Annotated in this window: 16 protein-coding genes; 6 read left to right on the forward strand and 10 right to left on the reverse strand. The window is 50.8% G+C overall.

Annotation, left to right across the window (positions count from 1 at the left end; translation table 11 throughout):
* Positions 1 to 62 precede the first annotated feature (62 nt).
* On the reverse strand, positions 63 to 1,691 hold the full coding sequence (locus H6G45_RS07300; protein ID WP_190597794.1) for an NAD(P)/FAD-dependent oxidoreductase: 1,629 nt from the start codon (positions 1,689 to 1,691) through the stop codon (positions 63 to 65).
* 126 nt (positions 1,692 to 1,817) lie between these two features.
* Positions 1,818 to 3,413 (reverse strand): Hsp70 family protein, encoded by a 1,596-nt coding sequence (locus H6G45_RS07305; protein WP_190597945.1) that lies wholly within the window; start codon positions 3,411 to 3,413, stop codon positions 1,818 to 1,820.
* A 174-nt stretch (positions 3,414 to 3,587) separates the two neighbouring features.
* Between H6G45_RS07305 and thrS the strand changes: the two genes are divergently transcribed.
* Complete coding sequence (gene thrS / locus H6G45_RS07310; protein ID WP_190597795.1) at positions 3,588 to 5,399, forward strand: threonine--tRNA ligase; 1,812 nt, start codon at positions 3,588 to 3,590, stop codon at positions 5,397 to 5,399.
* A gap of 12 nt (positions 5,400 to 5,411) precedes the next feature.
* On the opposite strand, the gene hisH is transcribed toward thrS, so the two are convergent.
* Positions 5,412 to 6,032, reverse strand: coding sequence for an imidazole glycerol phosphate synthase subunit HisH (gene hisH, locus H6G45_RS07315; RefSeq protein WP_190597796.1), 621 nt, complete (start codon positions 6,030 to 6,032; stop codon positions 5,412 to 5,414).
* A 246-nt stretch (positions 6,033 to 6,278) separates the two neighbouring features.
* Here hisH and argC point away from each other — a divergent pair, with 246 nt between their 5' ends.
* The gene (gene argC / locus H6G45_RS07320; RefSeq protein ID WP_190597797.1) at positions 6,279 to 7,334 is read left to right on the forward strand and encodes an N-acetyl-gamma-glutamyl-phosphate reductase; all 1,056 of its coding nucleotides are present in this window, start codon (positions 6,279 to 6,281) and stop codon (positions 7,332 to 7,334) included.
* A gap of 143 nt (positions 7,335 to 7,477) precedes the next feature.
* On the opposite strand, the gene H6G45_RS07325 is transcribed toward argC, so the two are convergent.
* The 4 genes from H6G45_RS07325 to rnhA form a co-directional block, all read right to left on the reverse strand.
* Positions 7,478 to 8,953, reverse strand: coding sequence for a DEAD/DEAH box helicase (locus H6G45_RS07325; protein ID WP_199309622.1), 1,476 nt, complete (start codon positions 8,951 to 8,953; stop codon positions 7,478 to 7,480).
* 131 nt (positions 8,954 to 9,084) lie between these two features.
* Positions 9,085 to 10,416 (reverse strand): 30S ribosomal protein S12 methylthiotransferase RimO, encoded by a 1,332-nt coding sequence (rimO, locus tag H6G45_RS07330; RefSeq protein WP_190597798.1) that lies wholly within the window; start codon positions 10,414 to 10,416, stop codon positions 9,085 to 9,087.
* 281 nt (positions 10,417 to 10,697) lie between these two features.
* Positions 10,698 to 11,486, reverse strand: a complete 789-nt coding sequence (locus tag H6G45_RS07335; RefSeq protein ID WP_199309623.1) for a response regulator transcription factor — start codon at positions 11,484 to 11,486, stop codon at positions 10,698 to 10,700.
* 183 nt (positions 11,487 to 11,669) lie between these two features.
* The gene (gene rnhA, locus H6G45_RS07340; RefSeq protein ID WP_190597800.1) at positions 11,670 to 12,152 is read right to left on the reverse strand and encodes a ribonuclease HI; all 483 of its coding nucleotides are present in this window, start codon (positions 12,150 to 12,152) and stop codon (positions 11,670 to 11,672) included.
* Between the two features lie 80 nt (positions 12,153 to 12,232).
* On the opposite strand from rnhA, the gene H6G45_RS07345 reads away from it, so the two are divergent.
* Complete coding sequence (locus H6G45_RS07345) at positions 12,233 to 12,589, forward strand: hypothetical protein (protein WP_190597801.1); 357 nt, start codon at positions 12,233 to 12,235, stop codon at positions 12,587 to 12,589.
* Positions 12,590 to 12,597: 8 nt separating this feature from the next.
* Here the strand turns inward: H6G45_RS07345 and H6G45_RS07350 are convergent, their stop codons facing one another.
* From H6G45_RS07350 to queD, 3 genes are all read right to left on the reverse strand, one after another.
* Positions 12,598 to 15,045, reverse strand: a complete 2,448-nt coding sequence (locus H6G45_RS07350) for a GspE/PulE family protein (RefSeq protein WP_190597802.1) — start codon at positions 15,043 to 15,045, stop codon at positions 12,598 to 12,600.
* A gap of 265 nt (positions 15,046 to 15,310) precedes the next feature.
* Positions 15,311 to 15,502: a hypothetical protein gene (locus H6G45_RS07355; protein WP_190597803.1), complete on the reverse strand. Its 192-nt coding sequence runs from the start codon at positions 15,500 to 15,502 to the stop codon at positions 15,311 to 15,313.
* Between the two features lie 87 nt (positions 15,503 to 15,589).
* On the reverse strand, positions 15,590 to 15,979 hold the full coding sequence (queD, locus tag H6G45_RS07360) for a 6-carboxytetrahydropterin synthase QueD (RefSeq protein WP_190597804.1): 390 nt from the start codon (positions 15,977 to 15,979) through the stop codon (positions 15,590 to 15,592).
* A gap of 217 nt (positions 15,980 to 16,196) precedes the next feature.
* Here queD and gmhA point away from each other — a divergent pair, with 217 nt between their 5' ends.
* From gmhA to H6G45_RS07375, 3 genes are all read left to right on the forward strand, one after another.
* The gene (gene gmhA, locus H6G45_RS07365) at positions 16,197 to 16,781 is read left to right on the forward strand and encodes a D-sedoheptulose 7-phosphate isomerase (RefSeq protein ID WP_190597805.1); all 585 of its coding nucleotides are present in this window, start codon (positions 16,197 to 16,199) and stop codon (positions 16,779 to 16,781) included.
* Positions 16,782 to 16,885: 104 nt separating this feature from the next.
* Complete coding sequence (locus H6G45_RS07370) at positions 16,886 to 17,455, forward strand: HAD family hydrolase (RefSeq protein ID WP_190597806.1); 570 nt, start codon at positions 16,886 to 16,888, stop codon at positions 17,453 to 17,455.
* The gene (locus H6G45_RS07375; protein ID WP_190597807.1) at positions 17,452 to 18,636 is read left to right on the forward strand and encodes a hypothetical protein; all 1,185 of its coding nucleotides are present in this window, start codon (positions 17,452 to 17,454) and stop codon (positions 18,634 to 18,636) included. Before H6G45_RS07370 ends, H6G45_RS07375 begins: the two co-directional genes overlap by 4 nt.
* Positions 18,637 to 18,651 lie beyond the last annotated feature (15 nt).

Consider the following 18,651-nt stretch of genomic DNA (forward strand, 5'->3'; position numbering starts at 1 on the left):
TACTATGCTCCCCCATGGCTAAACAAGGGACTTTATTGCCATCCCAATCTAAGTTTTCCGCTTCACCAAAAACGTCGTTGTTGCTTTAAAAAGACCCTAGCGCAATTTCTACCAGGCATACCGGAGATGGAGCCCCCCGGATGGGTGCCAGCCCCTGTTAAGTAAAGATTTTTGATGGGGGTTTGATAGTTAGCGATTTCCGGTAGGGGTCGCAGGAACATCATCTGGTCTAGGGTCATATCCAAATGGTAGACATTGCCGTTGTAACTCCCCAGCCGTTGGGCTAATTCTGCGGGACTCTCCACTTGGCGACCAATAATCAAGGATTTTAGGTTAGGGGCATAGTCAGTCAATTTATCAATCACCCGATCCGCCACTTTTTCCTTCAACTCATCGGTCCAACCTGTGCCCATTAACCCGCTCCCTTCCAATCCAGCGATGCGGTAGGGGGCAAAAAATTCAATCCACAGGGTGTGCTTGCCTGGGGGAGCCATGGTGGGGTCCAAGAGGGTGGGAATGTCCAAATAGAGGGAAGGGTTAGCATCGGGAATTTGCCCCAGGGCAATGAGGGCATGGGCTTCCTCCACGTGGCGTACCGAGTCGGCGATCAAAATGGTTCCTGTTAGATCCTCGGGCCCGGCCATGGCGGTGAATTGGGGTAAACCGGAGAGGGCACAGTCAATCTTTAAAATGGCCTCATTATTGTTTACCGTCCGCCGTTCCAGCCGTTCCCCTAGGGTTTGATCCACCTTGGCTAGGGCGCCTGGTTCCACCAATTGCAAAAATAGACGCCGGGCATCAATGTTGGAAATAACGCCTTTTTGGGCCCGGTACTGTTCGCCGCCGGCCACTTCCACCCCGATCGCCTGGTTGTTTTCCACCAATACCCGTTTGACGGTTTGATCGGTGAGAATTTTTCCCCCTTTGGCCTGCACCAATTTAACCAGGGCCTCCGTTAGGGCTCCAGTGCCTCCTTTGGGTCTAGCAATGCCCTCCCCATGGCGCATGGCCACCATCATCATGCCGGAGCTACTGCCTTTTTGGGATGGGGGAGCGCCAATTTCCGAGCACAATCTAGCTAAAGGAGCTTTCACCCGTTCACTGTCGAACCATTCATTCAGCACATCTTCTGGGGAGCCGATCATGGTGCGGATAAAATCCAACGCTTTAGTTTTCGACCCGGCGATCGCCAACACAGATTTTAAATTTTCCCAACCGTAGTTGAGGGCTAAGTCTAGTAAAGCCTGGGGAGGGACATTAAAGGCGGGCTGGACAGCGGTGAGTAAATCCGTCCAATAATTGACAAATTGCTGATATTTTTCCGCATCTCTGGGGCTATAGGTGGCAATGTGGGCACAGGTTTGAGCTAAGGAACGGTAGGCCATGAAAGCTTCACCGTCCAATCCTGGACAAAAAACACTGGGGTCACAAAATAAATATTCCAAACCGTACTGGGACAAATTTAATTCCTGCAACACTGGCCCCAGAAAGATAAATTCGTGGTCAATGGCACAGCGGTTAAAGCGAAACTGGGGGGATAGCTCCGGCATGAGAGCTTCTGTGGTGGCCGCGCCCCCAGGCACTTCCCGCTTTTCTAGTAACGTCACCCCCAGGCCCCGTTGGAGCAGATAGGCCGCACAGACTAGGCCGTTGTGCCCCGCCCCAATAATGACGACATCGGTGGTGATCATAAAAAATTTGGCCTCGACTTTGGGTAGAACATTTTACCCTAATCTTGGCGATCGCCTGGAATCGGTTTTTGTTTTGGCATGGTATTGACTGGAACAGTGTTGCTTGAGAGAAAAATTGACCCAAAGTTAACGCAACTGGGCCACCACTTGATTTTCCAGTAACAATTTTTGCTGCAACAAATCCTCCACGGTAAGCCGTAGATAACGCTGGTCGTCCACCCAAAATTTGACCTTAATGCGATCGCCACCGGGGACGCCAGGGGGAGACAGTTGGGCAATTTGCCTGGCCCCATTGCGGTCGTTGAGGGGCTGGACTGTGAACTCTTGGTTTTCCAAAACCCTAGTGATTAACTGATTCCCGTCAAAGTACACCTCCGTGGCCCCAATGCTAGACCCCAACTCCCCCACAATTAGTTCAATGCTGGGCTGATTATCCAGGGAAGCCCCTAGGGTTAATTCAATGGGTTCGACCATGGGGTAAGCTTGCCCATTTTTGATAATTGGGTGCCAATTATGGCTATTTTTACGGCGATTCCAATACCGAACCCCGTAACTGTGGTAGAGATAGTCCTGCACCTCCCGGCCTTGGTAAATTTGCAACGCTCCCAGGGCGATCGCCCCAAAGGGTTGTTGATTACGAATTTTATTGGCGGGAAATTGGGCGTTAATCCAATCTTGCACCATGGGTAACTGACTAGTTCCCCCCACCACCAGCACTGCATCTAGGTCAGCGGGAGTCAAACCCCGTCGTTGGGCCACTTGCTGCACCTGTTCCCACAGGGCCGTTAGCCGGTCGAAAAATTGCCGTTGCTGGAGGATTTCTGTTAAGTCAGATCGCCGCAGTTGAAACTCATAGGATTCTAGGGCTTGGTCATCAAAGTAAACTTCTGTGGCTTCTTCCGCTTGGGCCAGGGCAATTTTGAGCCGCTCCGCTAAACGTTTAATCCAGGGGGAAACCTGTAAACCTTGGGCCTGGGTAAAATATTCACTAATCCAATAGTCAATGTCACTACCGCCCAAATTAGCCCCTGCTTTGGCCAGTACCTTAGCAAGGGCAGATTTTTCCCCAGTTTTGCCGCCCCCAAGCACATCCCCCCATTTGAGCAGGAATCCTGCCCGGCTTTTTGCGGTCTTTTCTCCCAACTGCACCCAGGAAAAGTCCACTGTGCCCCCACCAAAATCTAACACCAAGACTTGGTTGGCATCCCCCACCCCGTAGCCCAAGGCGGCGGCCGTCGGTTCGTCCACAAGGCGTATCTCCTCCACTCCCCAACTGCGACAGGTGTGGCTCAGCCAATGGCGATAGGATTCAAAGCTGTCCACCGGCACCGTTAAGGCCAAACAATCGGGCCCTTTGCCTTCCTGCGCCGTTAAGGTTCGGATTAATTTATTTAAATACCACTGTCCCAATGTCTCCAGGGATAAGGTACAGCCATCCAATTGGGGTAAAAATCCTTGCACCGCCGCCCCAATACCCCGCTTAAAGTTGCGAAAAAACCTGCTATCCGTGGGAACATCCTGGCCTTGATCCATCACTTCCCTGGCGATCGCCACCTGGCCGAGGGCCGCATTTTCCACATAGAGCAAACTGGGAAGCAAGGGGCCACTATCCCCTAGGGGACGACTCAGGGAGGGCAAGTCAATTAACTCTCCTTGACGGGTTACTTCATTCCAGCGGGCAATGACGGTATTGGTTGTACCAAAATCAATGGCGTAGGACACGGCAAAACCAGGCATGAAGGAAAACAAACGCCTTGGATTATAACCTTTTCCCATGGGCGACATCCTCCCTCTAATCGAGCCGCAATGCCCAGAACGATGGGGGGCGGGAGCAGATCAAGTATCATGGGAGGGGGCTAAATTCCTTCGTTTGAACATTTTTTGTAAACATCATCCATGGCCAAACCCCCCGTTTCCCCCGATACCATTGCCTTACCCCGCACCAGTGAGTCGGAAAATCTCAAAAAAATCCGCCACACCACCTCCCACATCATGGCCATGGCGGTACAGAAACTTTTTCCCAAAGCCCAGGTAACCATTGGCCCCTGGACAGAGACGGGCTTTTACTACGATTTTGATGTGGAAGAACCCTTCACCGAGGCGGATTTGAAAGCAATCAAGAAGGAGATGGTGAAGATAATTAATAAAAAATTGCCGGTGATGCGGGAAGAACTCAGTCGAGAGGAGGCCAAACAAAGGATTGAGGCGATCCAAGAACCCTACAAATTGGAAATCCTTGCCAGTATCCATGAGCCCATCACCCTTTACCATCTGGGGGATCAATGGTGGGACCTCTGTGCCGGGCCCCATTTAGAAAATACTGCGGAGATTAACCCCAAGGCGATCGCCCTCGAAAGTGTGGCGGGAGCTTACTGGCGGGGAGATGCCAATAACGCCCAACTGCAAAGAATTTATGGCACTGCTTGGGAAACCCCAGAACAGTTGGCAGAATATCAACGGCGCAAGGAAGAAGCCCTCAAAAGGGACCACCGTAAACTTGGTAAAGAATTAGGATTATTTATCTTCTCCGACCCCGTAGGCCCCGGTTTACCCCTCTGGACTCCCAAAGGCACAATTATTCGCACCATTTTGGAGGATTTTCTCAAACAGGAACAAGTTAAGCGGGGCTATTTGTCCGTAGTTACCCCCCACATTGCCCGGGTAGACTTGTTCAAACAATCGGGGCACTGGCAAAAATACCATGAAGATATGTTCCCCATGATGGCGGAATCAGCGGAGGAAGCAGCCCAGGAAATGGGCTTTGTGCTCAAACCGATGAACTGTCCTTTCCATATCCAAATTTACAAGAGTGAACTGCGCTCCTATCGGGATTTGCCCCTACGGTTAGCGGAATTCGGCACCGTCTATCGCTACGAGCAATCGGGGGAACTGGGGGGATTAACCAGGGTGCGGGGTTTTACGGTGGATGATTCCCATTTATTTGTCACCCCGGATCAGTTGGACGCAGAATTTTTGAGCGTGGTGGATCTGATTCTGACCGTGTTCAAGAGTTTGCAACTGAAGAATTTTAAAGCCCGCCTCTCTTTTCGGGATCCGGAGTCCGATAAATACATTGGCTCCGATGATGCGTGGGACAAAGCCCAGGGAGCCATTCGTCGGGCAGTGCAGGAATTGGAGATGGATTACTTTGAAGCCCCAGGGGAAGCGGCTTTCTACGGTCCTAAACTGGATTTCATTTTCCGAGATGCCCTGGAACGGGAATGGCAACTGGGTACCGTGCAGGTAGATTACAACTTGCCGGAGCGGTTTGATTTGGAATACATTGCCGCCGATGGTTCCCGTCAACGACCTGTGATGATTCACCGCGCCCCCTTTGGTTCCCTGGAACGGTTAATTGGCATTTTGATTGAAGAGTATGCAGGGGATTTTCCCCTCTGGTTAGCTCCCATTCAGGTGCGTTTGCTGGCGGTGAGTGATGAGTTTTTACCCTTTGCCCAGTCAGTGGTCAAACAAATGCAAGCCCTTGGTTTGCGGGCCGAAGTGGATACCAGTGGCGATCGCCTAGGGAAAATGATTCGCAATGCGGAAAAGCAAAAAATCCCAGTTATGGCGGTGGTGGGAGCGAAGGAAGTCGAGGCCAATGTCCTCAATATCCGCACCAGGGCTTCGGGGGAATTGGGAGAAATTCCTGTAACGGAGGTGTTGGAAAAATTACAGGCAACTGTGACCAACCACGACACTTGGTAGGGCTAAATATGCTCAAAGCACCTTCTGAACAAAGTTAGCCAAAATTTTTAGTCCCAGGGTAGAGGACTTTTCCGGGTGGAATTGCACTGCCATCACATTATCTTTGGCGATCGCCGCCGCGATGGTCTGACTGCCGTGGGTAGTGCTAGCGGCAACTACCTGAGGATCAAGGGGAGCCATGTAGTAGGAGTGGACAAAATACACCTGGGGGTCCGGGGGCAAAGCTTGCCAGAGGCATAAATCCGGTTGATTTAATTCCAGCCCATTCCAGCCCATGTGGGGAATGGTTAATCCCGGCTCAGAACGGAAATGTTTGACTTGCCCAGGGATAATGCCGAGCCCTTTTTCCTGGCCCTCTTCGGAACTGTCAAATAGCAGTTGGGAACCTAAACAAATCCCCAAAAAAGGAGTCCCCTTGGCGATCGCCGTTTTGAGCACATCTTCCAAGCCCCTTTCCCGTAAATGTTGCACCGCCGGATCAAAGGAACCTACCCCCGGCAGAACAATGGCCGTGGCAGCATCAATAACGTGGGCCTGGTCCGTGACGAGGGGATTACCCCCCACTTTCTCCAAACCCTTACAGACGGAGTGGAGATTGCCCATATCATAGTCAACGACGGCGATGTAACCCATGGGAAAAAAGACGCAAAGTAGGACAGAGTTAAACCCTTTAATGGTCGGGCTTAACCCCCGTCTAGCCATTGTACGCAAAGTTGACCGTTCCCCAGGGGAGTCCAGCAATTTATCCAGGCAGGGAGATCCCAGAAAAAATCTTGGCAAAACCAGGGATCAAGTTCGCCATTGGGCAATTTTGATATTAAAATTCAGCCAACACACCAATTTCACCAATCTATTGGCATTATTTGAGACTTGAGAACCATGGGGAATGAAAAAGCTAGAGTCGGTATCATTGGCGCATCAGGCTATGGCGGCATTCAGTTAGTACGTTTACTTTTAGAACATCGCCAGGTGGAATTGACCTACCTAGCGGGGCACAGTAGCGCAGGGAAGCCCTACAGTGACCTTTATCCCCATTTAACCCACCGGGTAAATCTCACCATTGAACCCATTGACCTAGAGGCGATCGCCGATCGTTGTGATGCGGTATTCCTTGGTTTGCCCAACGGTTTGGCCTGTGACATGGCCCCGGCATTATTGGCCAAAGGTTGTAAAGTTTTAGACCTGTCGGCGGACTACCGTTTCCGTAACCTCAACACCTATACGGAATGGTACAAAAAAGATCGCCAGGACCAAGCCACCAATAACCAAGCTGTTTACGGCCTGCCGGAATTGTATCGGGATGCCATTAAGGATGCCCAACTAATTGGTTGCCCCGGATGTTACCCCACCGCTAGTTTGCTGGCCCTTTCCCCGTTGCTCAAACAGGGTTTCATTGTGCCTGAAACCGCCATCATTGACGCCAAATCCGGCACTTCTGGGGGAGGAAGGGAAGCAAAAGTTAATATGCTCCTAGCGGAAGCGGAGGGTTCTTTGGGGGCCTATGGGGTTGCCAAACACCGCCACACCCCTGAAATTGAGCAGATTGCCAGTGATTTAGCTGGTACGGAATTGCAAGTCCAGTTCACCCCCCACTTGATCCCCATGGTGCGGGGTATTTTAGCCACCGTTTATGCCACCCTGCGTGATCCGGGGTTAGTGCGGGATGATCTGATCACCATTTACAGTGCTTTTTACCGGGCTTCCCCCTTTGTGAAAATTCTGCCCCACGGGGTTTACCCCCAAACCAAATGGGCCTGGGGCACTAACCTTTGCTACATCGGCATTGAAGTGGATCCCCGTACTGGGCGGGTCATTGTCCTTTCCGCCATTGATAATTTGGTCAAAGGCCAGGCAGGGCAGGCGGTGCAATGCCTAAACCTAATGATGGGTTGGGAAGAATCCTTGGGCTTACCCCAACTCGCTTTTTATCCCTAGCCATGGGTTAGTCAATTTCTCCCCTGGGAGTCAATCATTGGTCACAGTAAAACTCCCCCAGGATTCACATTCTGGAGGAGTGATTTTTTTAGCGAGTCATTAACCCAGCTTCGTTTTTTTCAACCAGCCGATCTGACCATTTTTTACTGTTGGCGATCGCTGTAGGCAGGGCGACGGCCACCACTGGAGCGACGGGGTTTACCCGGTTTACCTTGGTAGCCCCCACCCTTATTTTGACCACCGCCACCACCACGGTTACGACGCAGAACGGGCTTGTTGAAGTCGACTTCAGGCACTTCCCAATCGGTTTTCATCCAATGGGGACAACTCTGGTCATAGATCATCTGCAGGGCTGCAGCGGCGATCGCCTGGGCATCATACTCATCGCTCAGTTCCCGCACCAGGGGTAAGAACGAGGCCATTCGTTCACCGGCGAGGGCTTCCTTGAGTTGTTCTTGGAGTTTTTCAATGCGCTTGGCTTCCACCTGGGAACGGTTGGGGATCGCACAAACCTCGATCTGTTGTTTGAGACGATTTTCGATGGAGCGCAGTAAACGACGGTCAATGGGTTCCACCAGGGCGATCGCCTTGCCGGTTTTACCAGCCCGACCGGTGCGGCCAATGCGGTGGATATAGGTTTCAGCGTTATCGGGCAAATCAAAGTTAACCACATGGCTGAGGTTATTCACATCTAAGCCCCGGGCCGCGATGTCCGTGGCCACCACCAGCTTAATTTTGCCATCCCGGAAACGATGCACCAAGCGCTCCCGTTGGGACTGGCTCAGGTTGCCGTGGTACTCATCCACGCTATGGCCCGCTTCTTGCAAACGACTGGTCAGGTCAGCGGCGGTTTGTTTGGTGCGCACAAAGATAATGGCGGATTCCGGATCTTCCATTTCCAAAATCGGTTGCAACGCTTTGGCCTTAGACCAACCCCGGGGTACATGGTAAAGCTGTTGCTCAATGCGAGTGGGGGTGGATTGGGTTTGTTTAACGGTCACCAGAGCGGGATCGTTCAAAAATTGGTTGACCAACTCTTTAATTTCCCGGGGCATGGTGGCGGAAAAACAAGCCGTCTGACGGGTAGGAGGAGTTTTACGCAGGATAGTTTTCACATCGTCAATGAAGCCCATGCTTAGCATTTCGTCCGCTTCATCTAGCACCACCCATTGGATGGTTTCCAATTTCAGTTTTTTGCGCTCAATTAAATCAATAACTCGCCCTGGGGTACCCACCACAATCTGCACCCCCCGCTCTAGGCTGCGAATTTGTCGTTCGATGGATTGGCCACCATACACATTCAAAATAAACAGACGGCGCTCGTGGGAAAAGTCCTTCATCGCTTCCGCCACCTGTTGGGCCAACTCCCGGGTGGGGGTCAAAATTAAGGCTTGCAAATCCCCCTCGGGATCAATGCGGTCCATCAACGGCAATGCAAAGGCGGCGGTTTTACCGGTACCCGTTTGGGACTGGGCCAACATATCCCGGCCGCTGAGCAGGAGGGGAATGGCTTCGGTTTGAATTTGGGTGGGGGACTCAAAGCCAATGTCGGCCAGGAGTTGACAACGTTTTTCAGAAAGACCAAGGTCGGCAAAAGTACTAGTCAAGGTATTAGTCATGGAAAAGTTAAATAATTTCAGGTAACAAAAGACGGTTTAGTGGGCAAATAATTAAAAGTTAAAAATTTTGCGGGAATGGCTGGGAACCAACCGTCAATAACACAGCCAGTCCATCCCCTTAGTTCAATTAGCTAAAAAACCCTAGCCTCCTCGGCGGTTAGACCATAGAGGTCATAGTCGTCGGTGGCGGTGATGGTCACAGGCATAATTTCGTTCAAGTTAGCGGTCCCTTTGACGTAGACCAGACCGTCCACTTCCGGGGCAAATCTGGATGCTCGGCCAATGAACTCCCCGGTGCTGGGATTTTCCTGTTCAATCAGCACATCTAGGGTTTGTCCCAAGCAGGCGGCATTTTTCTGGGCAGAAATGGGTTGCTGCAGGGCCATTAACCGATCCCGCCGATCGCCCATTACCTCTTCCGGCACAGCGTTGGGCAGGTCAAAGGCGGCGGTGCCTTCCTCTGGGGAAAAGGTAAAGACTCCCACATGGTCAAATTGGTGGCGCTGGACAAAGTCTAACAAATGCTGAAAATGGGCCTCCGTTTCCCCCGGAAAACCAACAATGAAGGTGGTGCGCAAGATAGCGTCGGGGAGGGCGGTTTTGAGCTTGGTGATAATGTCGTCATTGACCTGACCTTGCCAGGGACGATGCATGGCTTTGAGAATGTCCGGGTGGGAGTGTTGCAGGGGCAAATCCAAATAGGGTAGGACGTTGGGCGTAGTGGCGATCGCCTCGATCACTTTCGGGGTCAATCCAGTGGGATAGGCGTAGTGAATGCGAATCCAGGGAATATCGACTTTGCCGAGGGCCTGTAATAGTTCCGCCAATTTTGGCTCCCCATACAAATCCAAACCGTAGTTGGTGGTGATCTGGGAGATGAGAATTAATTCCTTTACTCCCTGGCTGGCCAATTGCTGAGCTTCGGCCACAATGGATTCGATGGGACGGGAGCGTTGCTTACCCCGCAGTTGGGGAATAATGCAAAAGGCACAGCGATAATCACAACCTTCCGCCACCCGTAGATAGGCGATCGCCTCGTTGGTGGTGCGATAACGGGGTAAATGTTCGTCGGCAATGAAACTAGGATTAGCAGAAACTGCTTTGACCCTTTGGCCCTGTTCCGTTTGCCGGATAATATCAACAATGTTTTGGTAATCCCCTGTGCCCACCACAGCCACTGCTTCGGGGATTTCTTCTAACAGTTGCTCTTGGAAATGTTGGGCCAGGCAACCGGAAATAACAATTTTCTTCTTCGCTTCAGCCAATTCCACCAAGGTCCGCACCGATTCCTGGCGGGCATCTTGGATAAAACTACAAGTATTAACAATGACGTAGTCGGCCAATTCTTCGTTGGCATCCACCTGGTAGCCGGCTTCCACCAGCAGTCCCAGCATATGTTCCGAATCGATCCGGTTTTTTTCGCAACCTAAGTGGTTAATGGCGATCGTTGGCGTTTGGCCCATAAATTAATTACTAGGGATTAACTGACTATTGACTGAGTTCGAGTCCAAAGGATGTAGGGTAGGGACTAAACCAGGCAATGATCAGCAAATTCTGTAAACACAGCCTGCAGATGGGGAACGGTGGTCAGACCCTTTTTATTTGTAAAGACATTGTAACAGATTTACACCAGAAAACCTGAAGTCGTTTGGTGTAATGTTATACATTTGCTGACATTGACCCCAAAACTAGGGCGATCGCCATGGGCCCACAGTGTCAGATACCGGAAAATTACGCCCTAAGATTAACCAAAACGATAGCCGAAACCTCGCACGGTAACTAAGTATTCCGGCTGACTAGGATCTTGTTCTAGCTTTTCCCGCAGCCAGCGGATATGGACATCCACCGTTTTGCTATCTCCCATAAAATCAATGCCCCAAATATGTTCAATTAACTGTTCCCTGGACCAGACCCTACGGGGATAGCTCATGAACAATTCCAACAGGCGGAATTCCTTCGGGGCTAGATTGACTTCTTCTCCCCGCATTAACACCCGGCATTCCTGGGGATAAAGCACCAAGTCTCGAAATTTACGGAATGGGGCAATGCTGTTACCGGCCAGGCCTTGGCGACGGATCATGGCTCGGCAACGGGCGACTAATTCTCTCATGCTAAAGGGCTTAGTGATGTAGTCATCCGCCCCCACCTCCAAGCCAGTGACCTTTTCCATTTCACTGCCCTTGGCACTGACGATCAAAATTGGAGTGTTATCGCCACCAAAGCGCAAACTACGACACACATCTAAACCGTTTACCTGGGGAAGCATGATGTCGAGAATGATCAAGTCAACGGCGGCCTGGCCTGGGTCTTCGCTAAATTCTTGCAACAGGGCTAAAGCGTCGCGGCCATCGTCCACTGCATAGACTTCATAACCTTCTTCCTGCAGTGAGAGGACAATGGTTTCACGGATGGAAACTTCGTCTTCAACAACCAAAATACGATGGCTGGGGGGAATTTCCTGGTGTTGGAGACTATGGGGGGGGGCTTCTAGCGTTGCCATTGGGAAACCTACTAGATGTTGTTTAACCAACATATAACACACAAGATTGATGTTAACAGCAAACTTTTTTGGCAGAATAATGACATGGGGAAGGAAGCAAACCTGCCCTAGTGCTGAAAATTGTCCATGGAGAAATTTCCCTCCTTTGCCATTAAAGGGAAATCGTTGGGTTGGCAAAGCCTAGGCACAGGATGGGACTTGATGTACTTTTGGCCCCTAGAATTTACCGAAGCCCTCGTCCACTAAGCTGGGATCATTTTGGTAGGCGGCCACCGCTAGGCGATCGCACCGCTCATTTTCCTTGTTGCCAGCGTGGGCTTTGACCCACTGAAACGTAACCTGGTGTTTTTCACACAGCGCTAACATCGTTTCCCAGAGATCGGGATTTTTGGCCTTTTCCTTGGCATTTCTTTGCCATCCCTTGGCCTTCCATTTCTTGGCCCAACCCTTGCTCATGGCATCGACCATATAGCGGGAATCGGTGTAGAGCAATACCTGGGACGGTTCCGGTAAGTGACTCAAGGCGGCGATCGCCCCCATAATTTCCATGCGGTTATTGGTGGTCATTTTATAACCGGCGGATAGTTCTTCCCGGCGACCATCATCGTAGAGAATTACTGCGCCATAGCCACCGGGGCCAGGATTCATTGAACAAGCGCCATCGGTGTAGAGGGTTACGGAGTTTGGGGTGGAGGCCATGGACAAATTCAGCAAGGTTAGGGTTAATGGAAAAGTCAGCGCCGGTCAAGCTGGGCTCGCAAGCAGGATGGAAAATCAGAGTGAACGAAGATCGTTTTGCCGACACGAAACTGATGCGCCTACAACTTTGTTTATATCTGCTTCCCGTAGTGGGCATATTACCGTCCCTCTGGCAGTTGCGCCAACCAGACCAACCTGGTTGGGCTGACCATGAGTATCATCGTCAACGTCGCCGCTTGAGCCGTCGGTCATTGCAGTTAACCCTGGGCTGGCTCTGTCTGTATTTACTGCTCTGGGGTACTGGCCAGGGGACGGGGGAATTGGCAGGATTTAGACTGATGTACCTGAATGGCCTGATCAGCACCGGTTATTTCCTGGTGTGTTTGCTTTGGATGGGCAGAATTTTTTTCCAGCCTTTGCCATCTGCGAAGAAATAGTGCCTGGATTACCAAGGGTCAATCACGGACTTGAAAGGATTGAGTTTACTTTGTTCTGGGGAATTGGCTTCTTCTTCCGCAATGAAGGTTTCTTCCCCAGCATGAGGGGAGACGGCGGACAGTGGCTCCAATTCGTCGATTAATAATTCTTCAATTTTATCAAAGCCTTCCATGACGGTAATGTTCTGGTCATGTCTATCCCTCACCTTGGGCTTTTTGTGGGCGGATAAATCCTCTAGGGCTTGCAATTCCGCCATCAGGTCTAAGTTGGGGCCAGAAGCAGATGGGGGATGGGAGGGAGCGGTATGGGGTCGGGGGGCAGAAGGGCGATCTCCCGCCATTTTTTTCAAATCTGCCAGGGCACGGTTAAGCTCTTGCACAGATTTTTCCAGTTGTTGCAGACGTTGCCACCATTGGTCGTTGGGGGGCACACTTTCTCCTGGGTGAGGTTGACTTGCGGGGGGGGCAACTGGGGGTGGAGCCGTAATACTAGCCGCAGTGGGGGAGGTTTGGGGCGATAGTTGCTGGGGCAGTTGGGGAAAAAGTCGGTTTACTTCTTCGAGGGTGGTAACTCCCTGACTCACTAAGGCGATCGCCGTCCGGGCGGGACTGGCAATACCGGCTTGATTAAGACCGTTGATAATTTCTTCATGGGAGCAGGGGCCACTGACCAACTGTTGGAGTTCAGGAGTGACCGACACCACCTCAAATACCCCTGTCATGCCAGCGTAACCCAGGCCATGGCACTGACGACAGAGGCGACTTTTGATCATGGGTTGGGCCATTAGCTCCACACTCAAACTGTTAGCCCGATAAATGGGCCCCGCAGGCAAACCAAAACGCTGTTGCTCTTCCAGTGTCACCTCCCCCTTCAAACGACAGGCAGGACACACCCGCCGCACTAGTCGCTGGGAAACAATGCCCTTGAGGTGTTGTCCGAGTACTGCCGGTTCAAACCATTCCTGCAGCTGGACGATCGCCGAGGGCACATCTTTGGCAATAACGGAGGTGAAAACTAAACGTCCTTGGTTGAGGGCCTGGGTCAAAGCCTGGGCAGTTTCTTGATCTTCCAAGGGATCCACCGCCACCACAGGGGGGAACTGCTCCTGGAGGGACTGCACTGCCTTCTCGCCGGTAAAGTCCTTTTGGAGGTTAATCTCTAACTGATTAATGTCTTTATAGATATGAACCAGGGGATCGGACACCAGGGCGACGGCACGATCCTGTTCCAACTGTTTTCCCAAAAAAGCTTCCATGGTGGTCGTTTTGCCGCCATAAGCCGCCCCGATCACCACCACTAAACCCTGGGATTGCTCAGCTAATTTTTGCAAACTTTCCTGGCCCTGGCGATCGCCACAAAGTTGGGTAAAATCGGGCAATTTTTCTAGGGAAGGCACCACCCGCACCAGTACTTTTTCGCCGTAAAAACTGGGGAGAATATTGACGTAGAAAAATACCGACTGGCCGTTATAACTTTTGCGGATGCGAGCCTTTTGGGGCACATTGGTCTGGCTGGTGTCCAAATGGGTCATGGTTTTCAGCCTAGTGACCAGTTTGGGTCCTAATTCCCTGGGCAAGGGTTCGAGCAACATACACAGATTACCGCCCTTGCGAATCCGCACTAGCACCTGATTATCCTGGGGATCAATATGAATTTCGCTGGCCCCTTCCCGTAAGCCCAGAATAAGAATCTTATTGGCTAATTTAACTTCTGGCCCTTCGGCTTTGGTATCTGAGGTCGGAACAGATACATTCTCCCCTACGGCACTGACCGGCGGAGCAGTGGGGGGAGCAACCGGGGGAGTATTCTGTAGAGCGGCGATTTGTTGGGGCAAATCCTCAATTATTTCCGTCACTTCCACCACCGTTGCCTTGCCATCGTAGGGATTTTCGGCGATCGCCGTTTGGTCGTGGGCGCTGAGGGCAGCCTGCACTTCCGGATCGTGGTAAAGCTGGTCAATTAAATTGTCAAAATCTTCCCTAGTTACCCCCCGCCGCCGCAGGGTAAGACTATGGGGGGCCAATTGCCGTTGCAAAAATTGACCTGCTTCCTTACTGCTGGGGTCCACCATCACCACCAACAATGCACCGGGATCTTCCCGATAATGTAGAGGCAAAAAACCATACTGACGGCAGACGGGCAAAGGAAAGTAACGGTTCAGTAAACTGGCGATCTCCTCGGTGTTGGCCAGGGTCATCAACTGATGTTGGTCAAAAAATTTCACCCCATGGATCACCGAGAGGGCAAACTGTTGTTGAGCTTGGTACTGACGATGTAGTTCGTCGGGCAAAGATTCCCCCAACATTGTTTCCACCAACGTCGGCAGAGCAATGCCGGTGCGGCGAGTCTCCATTAAAGCCTGATGAATTTGAGAAAGGGAAAGATAACCCGCTTCAATGAGGGCTTGTTCAAAGGGGGAAAGGCTAAATTCGGGGGAATCGGAGGGTAAGACCATGGCGGGGGCGGCGGAGATAACGGTTCAACAAACAACAACAGTGGTGACTAATGCTAGTTTCAGAATGCCTCAAAGGAGCGAAATCCTATCAAAATTCCGCTAAATGCCTAAGGCTGACAATTTTTTTCACTCAACTTAGTACTTTCCCCTAGTTTAAGCAATGGTTGGCTAACCGGGGTCAATTTATATCGATTTCAATCTAATTGCATGGGCAGTTTTCCTGCAGATCGACAATGAAGTTTATTTTTACCCTAAATTTTTTGCCCTAGATATTTGGTTTTTCTTCCACCAAGAAAATGGGGACATATCCCAAAAGTATAAAATTTTTCTTTGTAATTGCTCCCTCCAGTTCGGCAAGCTGGAGCTTGGTCTTTTTCTCGGGTTTACCAGTGTTGATTAACCAAGCATAATAGGCACTTACAGCAAATTCTACAGCGGCTTGATATGCATAAAACACTCGTAAAGCTCAACTATGTAAGGGTTTTGTTGTGCCATCTAGAGCCCTAGGCGCTGTCCCCCCCCCCGATGACAGGGATTACCAAAATCAGAGAAATGTGGACAGGCGGGGCGAGAAGTAACGGGCGGCGGAGGTACAGGTTTCCAGCACTTCCACCGAATGTAACCCCGGTACCCCAGCTTCTTCTAACTTGGCAAAGATCCAAGCGGCGATCGCCTCACTGGTGGGGCTTTCCAAGCCGAGACTTTCGTTGAGGAAATAATGGTCGAGGTAGTTTTTCACCAAGGGGTCTAAATGGGCTTTGAGCACACTAAAATCCATCACCATACCCGTTTCTGAACCAGTGGTTTTGAGGCGATCGCTGGCCACGTAAACCCGTCCCCGAAAACTGTGGCCATGTAAACGCCGACATTTTCCTTCATGGTGGGGCAATTGGTGGGCCGCCTCAAAGGAAAATTCCTTATAAATAATCCACATAAAAATCTCAAATCACTGTCTGCTCACCCTAGGATGAGGGAAAATCGTCCCCAGTGACCAAACGCCAACCCCTTTAACATTAGCCAATTTTTGCCTCCCTCGATTAAGATGAGGAACTATATTTTGGCCCCTGCCACTTTTTTGCGGTAATGGGAGTCCCTAAAAGTCGAAGCTAGATTTTGCTTGTTGCTTCAGGCTTTGAAAATGAGGATTTACTATGTCTGAATGGGTTGAACAGCGATTACAGTCCCTTGCCAAGGCTTTTGACCAATCCTATTGCACAGCCATTGAGGCCGTGGTGGACCTGATTTGCCAAAGATTCCAGGCAGGCAACAAATTGCTCATCTGCGGTAACGGGGGATCCGCCGCCGATGCCCAACATCTGGCCGCTGAGTTTGTCGGCCGTTTCCATTTCAACCGCCAAGCCCTACCGGCGATCGCCTTAACTGCCAACAGTTCCATCCTCACTTCTGTCAGCAACGACTATACCTACGACATTGTTTTTTCCCGCCAGGTGGAAGCTTTAGGGCAACCGGGGGACGTTCTTTGGGGTTTATCCACCTCTGGCAAATCCACCAATGTGCTCCATGCACTGAAATGTGCCAAGGATAGGGGTTTGCACACCATTGGCATGGCTGGTAATAACGGCGGTTTGTTCCAGGAATTTGCCGACTATCCCCTCTTCATTGCCGATAAAAATACCCCCTGCATCCAAGAAGTGCATTTGATGACCTACCACCACATCTGTGAACAGGTGGAATCCCGTCTCTTCGCCCAAAAGTCCGTTGGGGTTAAGGTGTAGCTGGGAAAGGAACCAAAATTAGTTCCACCGAGAATCAGACTATTTCCCTGCCTGGTAAAATGCTAAGGCCTTTTTTAACCTAGCCAAAATCCACACCGATAACCTTGAGTGCCCTCCGTAAAGCTCTGTTCCTCGACCGTGACGGCGTCATCATTGACTATATTCCCTACCTTGGTAAGCCAGAACAAGTGCAGTTACCCCGGGGTGCCGGACCAGCTTTAATCCAGTGGCAAAAAGCCGGTTATTTATTAATTGTGATCACCAACCAGGCGGGCATTGGCCGGGGTTATTTTGACCATGGTGACGTGGCGGCGGTGCATGACAAAATTCAACGGGAGTATGGCAAAGAGGGAGTAAAGTTCACCGATTTTTTCCTTTGCCCCCACCATCCAGAGGAAGGCTGTGATTGCCGCAAACCTGCCCCCGAAATGCTGTTGCGGGCGGCAGAGCAGTACCAAATTTCTCTCCAAGAATCCTACTTTATTGGTGATGCCCCCAGTGACGTTGGAGCGGCCATTGCCGCCGGTTGCCAACCAGTGGTGCTACTAACAGGCCGGGGCCAGGAAACCTGCCAGCAGTTGGATAAATTTGCGGCGCAATTAGCGGGGCCGATTCCCGTCTTTGCCAATCTGGGGGAAACTATTAGTCTGCTGGCTTCCCCCTCAAGCGAATGAACTCTGACGATTCCAAGGATCAACCCCTCTTTATTTCTCTCATTCCCCATCTAATGGGAGGGGAAGGCCATATTTTGCCTTACCACGGGGCAGTGCGGCGATCGGTGGAGTATTTGGGTTGGCAATATCAAGCTTGGGTTCCCCAGGATGCAGATCCGAAGTTAGAGGAAATTGGCGATCGCCTCCATCGAGTTCTTCTGCCGGAGGATTTGGAAGCAGAGGGCAGTATGGTAGCAAAATTAACCCGTCTTCCCCAGGCTATGGAATGCGGCAATGTCTTGGCCCGACAATTGCAACCGTTGCTGAACAATGGAGAAAACAGACCAATCATCCTATTTTTGGAGCGCTTTATCCATCTCCAACTTTTTGCTGTCTGGTGGGGACTGCGGCAATTGTCTGCTTCAAACCGCAAAAGATTGCATTTTTGGATTCTCTACCGCCGAGATGTGCATTTAGACCAAACCCGTCCTCTTTACCATTGGCTCCACCAACGCTTACGGAAATTATTGCCCCCGCCCCAGTGCCAATTCTTAACCGATAGTGAACCCCTCGGGCGATCGCTCCAGAATTATTTTCGCCAACCCTTTACGGTGATGCCCATTCCCCACACGGATTTTGCTGAAGTTGTGCCCCTATCCCTACAAGCTGATCCCATCGTTTGCTGGTGGCCCGGTGCCCCCAGGGAAGAAAAAGGCTGGTCGGTGATGCGAGGTTTGGTTTCATCACCTTGGCATAACTCCCCCAAACTGAAGATAATTGCGGCTGCCGCTTCCGGGTTAAAAAGTAACAGTGAAGGCATTGAAGTTCATTTAATTGGCGATCGCCTGACCAGGGAAGAATACACCGATTGGTTAAACAAAGCCCAAATCATTCTCTTACCCTACGACCCAGAGGCTTACGCAGAAAGGACTTCCGGCATTTTCACTGAAGCCATCATTGCAGAAAGGATACCGTTAGTATCCCCCGGTACCTGGATGGCTAGGGAGTTAAAAAAATATGGCTTAGAGGAATTAATTCTAAGTTGGCAGAGTGAAATTAATATATCATCAGAGATCTCAAAGGTATTAAAAAATAAATCTATTCGCCAAAAAATGATTATTATGAGCAAAATTTACCGCAGAAAACATTCCCTGAAAAATTACGCATTTATTTTACAAGATTTAACAAAGTATTTTGCTTAAGAAAATTTTTTCACT

The organism is Synechocystis sp. FACHB-383 (assembly GCF_014698605.1).
GTDB lineage: Bacteria > Cyanobacteriota > Cyanobacteriia > Cyanobacteriales > Microcystaceae > Synechocystis > Synechocystis salina.